We start from the raw sequence: 12,759 nt of genomic DNA, 5'->3' as shown, positions 1-12,759 counted from the left end.
AATCGGGTCGACTCGTCTAGCAAATTGTCTGTGCCAATCTATTGCGAGTGAATCGCGGTATACAGCGCAGGTTCGAGCCGTTAACGTAAAGCAAAGCCGTTTATAGAGGAAGGACTCGTGGAACACTCGCTCTTAGTTTGGTTGTTACCGACTCTTGCCCTGGTTGTGGGTGTCGCCATTGGATTCCTGATCGCGCGCGTTGCGCCGAACGCTGCGCCGAGCCGTACGCAGCGTCAACTGGATGATATCCAGGAGCGTTTCGACAGTTATCAAAACGAAGTGGTCACCCACTTCAACAGCACCGCGATGCTGGTCAAGAAACTGACCCAAAGCTATCAGGAAGTGCAGGATCATCTCGCCGAGGGTGCCAATCGTCTGGCCCTGGACGAGCAGACTCGCCAGCGCTTGCTCGCCTCGTTGCACTCTGAATCGGTGCAGGCCCCACGCGAGCGTCTGACGCCACCGCGCGATCAGGAGCCGCCACGCGATTACGCGCCGAAGACTCCGAACGCGCCAGGCATGCTCGATGAGCATTATGGCTTGAAGAAGTAATCAGTCGCAGCGACAAGCAAAAGCCCCCGGACAATTCCGTTGTCCGGGGGCTTTTTTGTGCCTGAGGATTTTACGGTGAATGCACCGGCCCCATCGCGGGCAAGCCCGCTCCCACAGGTTCTTGGGTGTACCCAAAATCTGTGTCCCACGCATAACCCTGTGGGAGCGGGCTTGCCCGCGATGGCGCCAGCGCCGGCCACACAAAAAAATGCCCGATCACCGGATCGGGCATTTTTTCATTCAGGCAATCCGTTACGGATACTGCTGAACCGTGCCCGGCTGTTGCTGACTGCCATACTGCTGGCCCGGAATCGCCTTCAGGTTGACCTCAACGCGACGGTTCTGAGCCCGGCCATTGACGTCGCCGTTGCTGGCAATTGGATTATCCGGACCGGCGCCACGGGCCGACAGGTTGGCGCCGCTGACACCTTGCGACGTCAGGTAGGTCGCCACGCTCTGCGCACGACGCTGGGACAGGTCCATGTTGTGCTGGCGGCTGCCGGTGCTGTCGGTGTAGCCGACGATTTCGATCTGGTTCTGGCTGAACTCCTTCAGGGAGCCGGCGAGATTGTTCAATGGCTGATAGAAGCTGGAAGCGATGTTCGCCGAATCGGTGGCGAACGTGATGTTGCCCGGCATGATCAGCTTGATCTGATCGCCCTGGCGCTGCACTTCAACGCCAGTATTGGCCATGCTCGCGCGCAGTTTCTTCTCTTGCTGGTCGGCGTAGTAACCATAACCGGCCGCCGAAGCACCCACCACGGCAGCACCGATCAAGGCACCCTTGCCACGGTTATCGTGACCGATAGCGGCACCGGCCAGTGCACCGGCCAGAGCGCCGAGGCCGCCGTACTTGGCGGTTTTGCTCATGCCTTGGGAGCCGCCGTCGGCCTGGCCCTGATTGTCATAAGGGTTAGGCGAGGCGCAGCCGGACAACAAGGCCACGGCAGTAGCGACAATAATCAAACGACGCTTGGTGAACATGAAGAGCTCCTACTTTTCTGCATTCTGTGATGCAGCGGCCGGTTGGCAATAAACCTCTGCGGGCGTTGGATCATGACAATGGACAAAAATTCCGCCGCCCCCCATGACAAACATTTACGCCCGCACGAAAGGGTTTTCGCGCATTTCATCACCCAGACGCGTGTCCGGACCGTGCCCGGTAACCACCGTCGCATCTTCGTCCAGCGTGTACAGCCGCTGCTTGATCGATCGCACGATGGTCGCCTGATCGCCACCCCATAAATCCGTGCGCCCTACCCCGCGACGAAAAAGTGTGTCGCCGGCAATCAACAGCTTAGCCTCGGAAAACCAAAAGCTCATGGAACCGGGCGTATGACCCGGCGTATGCAGTGCCACCCCGCAACCGCAAGCCAGCTCCTCATCGTCGGACAACCAGCGATCCGGTGATGGCACCGGAACGTAGGGCACGCCGAACATCTGGCATTGCATCTCGAGATTGTCCCAGAGGAACTGATCTTCCTTATGCAGATGCAGCGTAGCGCCGGTTTTTTCTTTCATCTGCCCGGAGGCAAGGAAGTGATCGAGGTGCGCGTGGGTATGGATGATGCTGACCACTTTCAGGCCCAGCGCATCGAGGCGCGCCATGATCAGGTCGGGATTGCCACCGGGATCAACGACGATGGCCTTTTTCGTGATCGGATCACCCATTATCGTGCAGTTGCATTGCAATGGGCCGACGGGGAAGGTTTCGCGGATCAACGCGGGAGCTGTAACTGTCATGAAAGATCCTGAGCCGGTAATCGGAAGGGCACATATTGATTCAGGATTCTACGCCACTCGCCGATGAATTCACCGGAGGCGCTATTCGACGCCACCAGTCAGAAAGTGATGGCCAAATGCTGCTATTCGTAACCTTTCTGATGCAAAATTGCGCATCCGTAGCGGTCGCATCGGGAAGGACCGCAGCTCATTCAGGAAAATTTAATGCCTAGCCCAACCGGTATCACGTTCAGTCTTTCTTCCAAATTGACGGGCATCAGTGCGCTCGACAGCTTGCTTTCCGGCACCTACTGGGCAGGCGCCAATTGGCCACTCGATGGCCCGACCCAACTGACGTACAGCTTTATCGAACCCAACACCTCGTACTTCGCGACCAACTACAGTGCCGATAACGAGTACAACGCCATTTACACGCTGTCCGACAGCCAGAAGAGCGGCATCATTAATGCCCTGGCCTCCTGGAGCGCTGTCGCCAACATTACTTTCACTCAGACCACCGACGACATTTCAAACGTCGGCGACTTGCGTTTTGGTGGCTATGGCTTGATGGGCAATGAGGCGGCCGCCTGGGCTTACACCCCTTCCAACACCCCTCGCGGCGGTGACGTATGGATCGGCGATCCAACCACCGAGTACGCCACCAAGGGTACTTACGACTACATGACCTTTATCCACGAAATCGGTCATGCCCTGGGACTCAAGCACCCTTTTTCCGCCAGCAGCGCGAACACGACTATTCTTGATCCGGCGCTGGACGATGTCCAACTCACGGTGATGAGTTACAACAATAATTACTCATATCAGCCGATGACGCCGATGGTGTTGGACATCCTTGCCATACAAGCGCTTTACGGCGCCAACATGACCTGGCAAACCGGTGACAACGTTTACTCCTGGAAAGCCTATCAACCGATTTTCGAAACGATCTGGGATGCCGGCGGCAACGACACGATCGACGCAAGCTCTCAGGCTGATCGAGTCGACATCAACCTGAACGAAGGTGCCTATAGCAGCATTGGTTTACCCAATCTCACCGGAGGCTCCATTTTCCATAGCGGCCTGGCTATTGCCTATGGCGCCAAAATCGAAAATGCCATTGGCTCGAACTTCAACGACATACTGCGCGGGAATGACCTGGATAACGTCCTCAATGGCGGAACAGGTAACGACTCGATGTATGGCGGTGCCGGTAATGACACTTACTACGTCGACAGCCGCGACGACAATATTATTGAAACCAGCAACTCGCCCAGCGAGATCGACGCGGTATTCTCGACGGCCAGTTTCAGCCTGTTGTACAACGGCGAGAATGTGGAGAATCTGACGCTGTTGACCAATGCCAATATCAATGGCTATGGCAACGCATCGAATAACGTAATCACAGGCAACTCCGGCAACAATATTCTCGACGGTGACGCCGGCGTCGACACCCTGATCGGTGGCACTGGCAACGACACCTATGTGGTCGACAATGCAGCCGACGTCATCCGTGAGACCAGTACCCTCGCTAGTGAAATAGATACCGTACGCGCATCGATCAGCTGGACGCTGGGCGACAACCTGGAAAATCTCGAACTCAGCGGCAATGCCAACATCAATGCCTTCGGCAATGGTCAGAACAATGTGCTGACCGGCAACTCCGGCCACAACGTTCTTAATGGACTGGGCGGTCTGGATACCCTGATCGGTGGCGCCGGCAACGATGCCTATGTCATTGATCAGGCCGCTGAACTGGACTTGGTCAAGGAGAACGTCAACGAGGGCAACGATACGCTGGTTCTTGAATACGGCGTGCAAACCAGCACCCTGATCGACTTGAACAGCAATACGCTGAGCAATTTCGAAAACGTTACCGTGAACGGTACAGGCACTTTCAATGTGCTTGGCAACGACCGGGGCAACTCCCTCGTCGGCAATGCCTTCGCCAACAATCTGCAGGGCGGCGCCGGTAATGACATGCTCGACGGCGGCGCCGGTAGTGACACACTTATGGGTGGCACTGGCGATGACGTTTACATCATCAACAGCCTGGAAGACTCACTGGTCGAATTCGCGAACGAAGGCACGGATCTGGTTCGCACATCGGTCAGCTATACCCTCGGCGCCAACATCGAATACAGCGAACTGCTGGGCACCGCGTCGCTGAACCTCACCGGTAATGAACTGAACAACGCTCTGACCGGCAACGCTGGCAACAATATTCTCGACGGTGGACTGGGCGCCGACAGAATGATCGGCGGCGCAGGTAATGACATTTACATGGTCGACAATATCGGCGACGTTGTCGTGGAAAACGGCTTTGCCAACTACGACGAAGTGTATGCGTCCGTCAACTACACCCTGACGACCGATATCGAGTCCTTGTACCTGATGGGCTCAGACAACCTCAACGGTACGGGTAACTACAGCGATAACCGTATTGCCGGTAACAGCGGCAATAACGTTCTGGATGGTGGTTACGGTACGGACACGCTGATCGGCGGCCTGGGTAACGACACTTACATCGTCGACAATTCTGGCGATCAGATCATCGAGGAGACTAACGAAGGCTACGACGTCGTGCGTGCTTCGGTAAGTTACGCCCTGAGTGCCAACATCGAAGAAGCCGTACTGCTGGGCAATGCATCGGCAGTTCTTGCAGGTAACGACCTCAATAACGTGCTGACCGGCAACAGCGGCGACAACACCCTCAACGGTGGCATCGGTGCCGATACCATGACTGGCGGCGACGGCCTCGATACCTACTACGTCGACAACGTCGGCGACGTGGTGATTGAAACTGACGCTTCGCCGACTGCCCTTGATCGGGTTTTCTCGTCGATCAACTACGCCTTGGGCGCCAATGTCGAAAACCTGATCCTGATCGGCAACGCTGATCTCAAAGGCACCGGTAACGCCGCCAGCAACCGCATGACCGGTAACGATGGCAACAACGTTCTCGACGGCGGTCTCGGTGCCGACCTGATGATCGGCGGCCTGGGTTATGACACCTACATCGTCGACAACGTCGCCGATACCATCAGCGAAACCAGCACGGCTTCCTACGAGATCGACACCGTTTGGTCGTCGGTAACCTGGACCTTGGGCGCCAACCTGGAATACCTCTTTCTCGCCGGCACCGACAACCTGAACGCCACCGGCAACAGCCTGGACAACACGCTGACCGGCAACAGTGGCAACAACATTCTCGACGGCGGTGCCGGCAACGACACCCTCAACGGCGGAATCGGCGCCGACAGACTGGTCGGTGGCACCGGCTATGACACCTACATCGTCGACAACGTCGGCGATACCATCAGCGAAACCAGTACGGCTTACTACGAGATCGACACCGTTTGGTCGTCGGTCACCTGGGCCTTGGGCGCCAACCTGGAATACCTCTTTCTCGCCGGCACCGACAACCTGAACGCCACCGGCAACAGCCTTAACAACATGCTGACCGGCAACAGCGGCAATAACATCCTTGATGGCGGCCTCGGTGCCGACAGCATGGCCGGCGGCTTGGGCAACGACACTTACATCGTCGACAACATCGGCGACAGCGTCAGTGAAACCAGCACGCTGGCGAACGAGATCGACACGGTGCGTTCCTCGGTCGACTGGACCCTGAGCGCCAACCTGGAAAACCTGGTCCTGACTGGCAATGCAGTCAACGGCACCGGTAACGCACTGAACAACACTCTCACCGGCAACGCCGGCGCCAACACTCTGGATGGCGGCACCGGCGCTGACGTCATGACTGGCGGCGACGGCCTCGATACCTACTACGTCGACAACGTCGGCGACGTGGTGATTGAAACTGACGCTTCGCCGACTGCCCTTGATCGGGTTTTCTCGTCGATCAACTACGCCTTGGGCGCCAATGTCGAAAACCTGATCCTGATCGGCAACGCTGATCTTAAAGGCACCGGTAACGCCGCCAGCAACCGCATGACCGGTAACGATGGCAACAACGTTCTCGACGGCGGTCTCGGTGCCGACCTGATGATCGGCGGCCTGGGTTATGACACCTACATCGTCGACAACGTCGCCGATACCATCAGCGAAACCAGCACGGCTTCCTACGAGATCGACACCGTTTGGTCGTCGGTAACCTGGACCTTGGGCGCCAACCTGGAATACCTCTTTCTCGCCGGCACCGACAACCTGAACGCCACCGGCAACAGCCTGGACAACACGCTGACCGGCAACAGTGGCAACAACATTCTCGACGGCGGTGCCGGCAACGACACCCTCAACGGCGGAATCGGCGCCGACAGACTGGTCGGTGGCACCGGCTATGACACCTACATCGTCGACAACGTCGGCGATACCATCAGCGAAACCAGTACGGCTTACTACGAGATCGACACCGTTTGGTCGTCGGTCACCTGGGCCTTGGGCGCCAACCTGGAATACCTCTTTCTCGCCGGCACCGACAACCTGAACGCCACCGGCAACAGCCTTAACAACATGCTGACCGGCAACAGCGGCAATAACATCCTTGATGGCGGCCTCGGTGCCGACAGCATGGCCGGCGGCTTGGGCAACGACACTTACATCGTCGACAACATCGGCGACAGCGTCAATGAAACCAGCACGCTGGCGAACGAGATCGACACGGTGCGTTCCTCGGTCGACTGGACTCTGGGTGCCAACCTGGAAAACCTGGTCCTGATTGGCAATGCAGTCAACGGCACCGGTAACGCACTGAACAACACTCTCACCGGCAACGCCGGCGCCAACACTCTGGATGGCGGCACCGGTGCTGACGTCATGACTGGCGGCGACGGCCTCGACACCTATTACGTCGATAACGTCGGCGATGTGGTGATTGAAACTGACGCTTCGCCGACTGCCCTTGATCGGGTGTTCTCGTCGATCAACTACGCCTTGGGCGCCAATGTCGAAACCCTGATCCTGATCGGCAATGCCGACCTCAGAGGCACCGGTAACGCCGCCAGCAACCGCATGACCGGTAACGATGGCAACAACGTTCTCGACGGCGGTCTCGGTGCCGACCTGATGATCGGCGGCCTGGGTTATGACACCTACATCGTCGACAACGTCGGCGATACCATCAGCGAAACCAGTACGGCTTACTACGAGATCGACACCGTTTGGTCGTCGGTCACCTGGGCCTTGGGCGCCAACCTCGAAAACCTTTACCTGGCCGGCACCGACAACTTGAACGCCACCGGCAACAGCCTTAACAACATGCTGACCGGCAACAGCGGCAATAACATCCTTGATGGTGGCCTCGGTGCCGACAGCATGGCCGGTGGCTTGGGCAACGACACTTACATCGTCGACAAGATCGGCGACAGCGTCAGTGAAACCAGCACGCTGGCGAACGAGATCGACACGGTGCGTTCCTCGGTCGACTGGACGCTGGGTGCCAACCTGGAAAATCTGGTACTGACTGGCAATGCAGTCAACGGCACCGGTAACGCACTGAACAACACCCTCACCGGCAACGCCGGCGCCAACACTCTGGATGGCGGCACCGGCGCTGACGTCATGACTGGCGGCGACGGCATCGATACCTACTACGTCGACAACGCCGGCGATGTGGTGATTGAAACTGACGCCTCGTTGACTGCCCTTGATCGAGTGTTCTCATCCATTGATTACACGCTGGGCAGCAACGTCGAAAACCTGATCCTCATCGGCAACGCCGATCTCAAAGGCACCGGCAACGCCGTCAGCAACCGCATGACCGGTAACGCTGGCAACAACGTCCTCGACGGCGGCCTCGGGGCTGACGAGATGATCGGTGGGCTGGGCAACGATACCTACGTAGTCGACAACGCCGGCGACTCCGTAAGCGAGACCAGCAACCTGGCCAGCGAAATCGACTCTGTATGGTCGTCGATCAACTGGACTCTGGGCGCCAACTTCGAGAATCTCGTCCTTACCGGCCATGACAACCTCGTCGGCACCGGTAACGAACTGAACAACGAGTTGCACGGTAACAACGGCAACAGCACGCTCTACGGTGGTGCCGGTGACGACACTCTGATCGGTGGTTTGGGCAACGACATCATGATCGGTGGCGACGGCGCCGACCGTTACCACGTCAATAACACTGGCGATCAGGTGATCGAGACTGATGCGTCGCCAACGGCTATCGACGAAGTCATCGCGACGATCGATTACGCCCTTGGCGTCAACCTCGAAAACCTCACACTCGCCGGCAACGCCGACCTGAATGGCACGGGCAACGGCTATAACAACGTTATTACCGGCAATTCCGGCAACAACGTTCTCGATGGTGACCTGGGCACCGATACGCTGATCGGTGGTTTGGGCAATGACACTTACATTGTCGATAACGTCGGCGACACGATCGTTGAAAAAAGCACCTTGCGGAGTGAAATCGACACTGTGCGTTCATCGATCAACTGGATCCTTGGGGCCAATCTGGAAAACCTTGTGCTCACCGGCAGTGCAGTTAGAGGCACCGGCAACGATCTGAACAACATGCTGACTGGCAACAGTGAAAACAATACGCTCCAAGGAGGGGCCGGTGACGACATCCTCGACGGCGGCTCGGGTAGCGACCTGCTGATGGGCGGCGCTGGCTCAGACACCTACTACGTCGATGACGACTTTGACTTCGTCATGGACATGGGGGGCGAGGCGAACGATGTCGACCAGGTCATGTCTTCCGTCAACTACACCCTTGGCTCCGACCTCGAAAACCTGACACTTGTCGGTATCGCCGACCTAAACGGTACCGGTAACGAGAAGAACAACGTGCTGACTGGTAATGACGGCAACAACACCCTCAATGGTGGGGATGGCAACGATATCCTTAACGGTGGTGCCGGGATGGATACCATGATCGGTGGTAGCGGCGATGACACCTACATTCTTGATCAATCCATCGAATTGTCGCGGGTCAAAGAGGCGGCTGACAGTGGGCAGGATTGGGTGGTTATCGATTTTTCTACTGAAAATCAGAGCAGTTTTATAAACCTGGATACGCCTTATCTAAAATACGTGGAAAACCTGAAAATCAATGGCACAGGTGCTTTCACACTATGGGGCAATTTTTTTGACAACAAGCTGATCGGTAATGCCGACGACAACATAATGGACGGTGGCATCGGCGACGATTTGCTAGATGGGGGGGCTGGGGCCGATAGATTGGTCGGCGGACCCGGCAAGGACACGCTGATCGGTGGGACTGGCAGCGACCAGTTTGCCTTCATCCACTTGGAGCATATGGGGCTTGGCAGTTCGAGGGACGTCATCAACGACTTCAGTAGCCTTGAGGGTGACAAGATCGATTTCAGAATGCTTGATGCCAACCTGCTGCAAAATGGCGTCAACACGTTCTCCTTCATTGGTGCGGACACCTTCACGGGTGCGGGTCAATTGCGTTTCGTTGACCACATTTTGTCGGGCAACGTCAGCGGCAACGCCGGTGCGGACTTCGAAATCCAGTTGTTGGGGGTGAACTCCTTCAGTGCCAACGATCTGATGGCCTGACCTTCTTCTGCACGACCCGGCCGACAAAATCGACCGGGTCACCTTCAAAAAAAACGCCCCGATCAATCGGGGCGTTTTTTATCGACCGCCGTTTGTCGCGGCTAGCTCAAAACCCCCAACTCCTTCGCCCGCGCCACTGCCTGCGTCCGCCGCTCAACCCCCAACTTGCTGTTGATGTGGCTGGCATGGGTTTTCACCGTGTGCAGCGAAATGAACAACTGCTCGCTGATTTCCTGGTTCGAACAACCTTGCGCGATCAGCCGCAGTACCGCCAGTTCACGACTGCTGAGCTGTTCGGTCGTGCTCGATTCCACCGCCGGACGCGATGTCGCTGGCGGAAAGTGTTGCAGCAGTTGCTGTCCTGCCAACGTTGGCGACGTCAGCAATTGTCCGCGCAACCAGTCCACGTGTGCTTTGACCAAAGCCTCGAACGGCTGCAGCACGCCCCCCGCCGCTGCCTCCAGCGCCTGACTCAGCGCTTTGCGCGCCTCCGCTTCGCGCCCGCTCGCCAACAGCAACGCCACCTTCTGCGTCAACGCCATCACGCTGAGCAACTGACGCCCGGTTTGCTGGCCGTTTTCGTGCAATACGTTCAAGCGCCCTTCGGCGAGCATCGGTTGCCCTTGAATCACATCGAGCAGTGCCTGTTGCAGTTCGACATGCAAAGGCAGTTGTGGATGAAATTCCGGAGGCGCCGCCGCACGTTCGCCCGTATAGGTCTGTCCCAGCCGCGCGAGCCAGGCTTCGGCCAGATCGGTGCGGCCCTGCGCCAGCCACAGTTCACATTTGACCAGGGTGATCATCGCCAGATAGTAAATCGGCGGCACGTCCCAGATGTGCATCAGCCGCTCGGCTTCGGCGAGTTCGGCGAAGGCTTTGGCGAACTCACCGCTGGCGCCATCCAGACGCGCGATCACGCAGTGACCGATCAACACGCTGATATCACGACAGGCCCGCGCTTCACTGAGCCCGGCCAATAACCGCACGCGTGCGAGCTGCGGCTGCAAGCGCATCGCCAACAGAAAACCTTCGTACAGCGTCAGTCGCGCGCGCACGGCATAGAGGCGTTGCGGGGAAAGCCCGCGCAACCGTTCCAGACCCTGATGGACTTCATCGAGCGAGCGCAGAATTTCACCGCGAGCCTGCAAAACGCGGGCGCGATCGTAATGCGCCAGTGCTTCAAATAACGGGTTACCGACGCGTTGCGCCAACTCAAGGGACTCACGGTTCAATCCCCGCGCGCGCCACAGATCACCGTCGGCAATCGCCAGGTTGGATAACGTCGACAAGCACATCAACCGCTGGCCGTAGCGCTTGGCCGGCAGACTTTCGAGCGCTTCGCTGCAGTACTTGAGCGTCAACTCGCGATGCCCGCGTCCGCGCGCGATGATCCCCCTCAACGCCAGCCATTGCGCCAGCATCGACTTTTGCGCCGTAGCGGACGGCGCCGGCAGGAAGCGGCTCAGATGGCTGGACAATTCTTCAGCCGCGTCGAGCTGACACGCCAGCCCCAGCGCCCAGCTGTACAGCACGATCAAGCGCGGCGTGCTGATCAGCAAGCTGTCGGGCAAGTCCATCTTCCAGCGCAACAGCATGCCGACATTCTGCTCGGCCAGCAGTTGCTCCTCCGACAGGTTCTGCACCAGATTCGCCGCCACATCCAGATGGCCGGCACGTAATGCCTGCTCCACCGCTTCGTCGAGCAAACCCTGAGCGTTGAACCAGCGACAGGCGCGCAAATGCAGCGTTCCGGTGGGCACCAAGGCCTGAGCAACCGGGCGACTGCGCAACAGGTCGGAAAACAAGTGGTGATAGCGATACCAGTGACCATGCTCATCCAGCGGCACCAGGAATACCTGATGCGCCTGCAGGAAACGCAGGATCTCGGCACTGTCATGGGCTTCGCGGACGGCATCGCACAGCTCGCTGCAAAAGCGCTCCTGCGGTGCGGTGTCGTAGAGAAATGATTGCACTTCGATGGGCAGGCAATCGATGACTTCTTCAAGCAGATAGTCGCGGATCAGCCCTTCCCCGCCGTTCAGCGCTTGCGGCAATGCCGCTTCACTGCCGGCTTCGGAGGCTGCCAGCAGCCAGAAACGCAGCCCGGCGACCCAGCCTTCGCTGCGCTGGATGAGGTTTTCCAGCGCTTCGCCGCGCAGAGAAGTGCTGTGGCGATCGAGCAATGTCAGGGCTTCGTCGTGGGTCAGGCGTAAATCCTGCTCGTGCAGTTCCAGCAATTGCCGCGACAGTCGCAAGCGCGCCAGGTGCCAGTCAGGGCGCTGCCGACTGGTGACCATCACCAGCAAACCCTCGGGCAAGTGGTTGAGGAAAAACTGCAGGCAACGGTCGAGCACCGGGCCTTGGGCGAGATGATAATCGTCGAGCACCAGCAACAAGGGTGTCGCCGGATCAAGGTGCTGTGTCAGTTCGTCGAGCAGCCCGTCGAGCCATTCTTCAAAGGCAAACGGCTGGTGGCGTTGACGCATCTTCAGCAGGCCGAGCGCGCGGCTGCCCAGTTGGGGGAAATAGTCCTGCAGGCCTTCGAGCAAGCGCTCGAGAAAACGACCGGGATCGCTGTCCCGTGGGCTTAGACCCAGCCAGAGACTTTGCCAATGCGCCGGTAGACTCTGGCAAAACTCCACGGCCAGCGAACTCTTGCCGAAGCCTGCGGGGGCGCTGACCAGCAACAGCCGTCCACCGAGTCCTGCTTGCAGGCGCTGGCAAAGGCGTGGTCGCAAGACGTGTCCGTCAGGCAGCGGCGGGCGAAAAAAACGCCCGTCCAGTACCGCGACGGCAACGCTTGCGGGACCCGGAAGTGGGGACAGATCAGTCATGGCCGGCTCTTGTTCGAATTGCTGTTGGCGGCGTTGCAGATGTCCGCAGACTAGCCTTAAACGAACCGGTAATGAAGGTAGTTGCTACAAATGGCTACAAAAAGGCTACAAGGACCTGCACGCCAAATCCTGTAGGAGCTGCCAAAGGCTACGA

The 12,759-nt window shown here is 58.2% G+C and carries 5 protein-coding genes; 2 read left to right on the top strand and 3 right to left on the bottom strand.

From position 1 onward, the window contains the following. Window positions 1-117 precede the first annotated feature (117 nt). Window positions 118-552, top strand: a complete 435-nt coding sequence (locus tag AB4P91_RS10685) for a YhcB family protein (protein WP_042561009.1) — start codon at window positions 118-120, stop codon at window positions 550-552. A 252-nt stretch (window positions 553-804) separates the two neighbouring features. On the opposite strand, the gene AB4P91_RS10680 is transcribed toward AB4P91_RS10685, so the two are convergent. Continuing rightward, window positions 805-1,536 carry an OmpA family protein gene (locus AB4P91_RS10680; RefSeq protein WP_150592654.1) on the bottom strand — a complete coding sequence of 244 codons (732 nt, stop codon included), beginning with the start codon at window positions 1,534-1,536 and terminating at the stop codon, window positions 805-807. Between the two features lie 114 nt (window positions 1,537-1,650). After that, entirely contained in the window at window positions 1,651-2,295 is a 645-nt protein-coding gene (locus tag AB4P91_RS10675; RefSeq protein ID WP_150592653.1) for an MBL fold metallo-hydrolase, read from the bottom strand. Window positions 2,296-2,499: 204 nt separating this feature from the next. On the opposite strand from AB4P91_RS10675, the gene AB4P91_RS10670 reads away from it, so the two are divergent. Further along, a complete protein-coding gene (locus AB4P91_RS10670) occupies window positions 2,500-9,771 on the top strand; it encodes a M10 family metallopeptidase C-terminal domain-containing protein (RefSeq protein ID WP_395604760.1) in 7,272 nt (2,423 codons plus the stop codon). Window positions 9,772-9,872: 101 nt separating this feature from the next. Here AB4P91_RS10670 and AB4P91_RS10665 read toward each other — a convergent pair whose 3' ends face one another. Further along, window positions 9,873-12,605 carry a LuxR C-terminal-related transcriptional regulator gene (locus AB4P91_RS10665; RefSeq protein ID WP_395604759.1) on the bottom strand — a complete coding sequence of 911 codons (2,733 nt, stop codon included), beginning with the start codon at window positions 12,603-12,605 and terminating at the stop codon, window positions 9,873-9,875. Window positions 12,606-12,759 lie beyond the last annotated feature (154 nt).

The sequence above is a fragment of the Pseudomonas sp. B21128 genome, from assembly GCF_044218865.1.
GTDB lineage: Bacteria > Pseudomonadota > Gammaproteobacteria > Pseudomonadales > Pseudomonadaceae > Aquipseudomonas > Aquipseudomonas iridis.
This window is presented reverse-complemented; position numbering and strand designations above follow the sequence as displayed.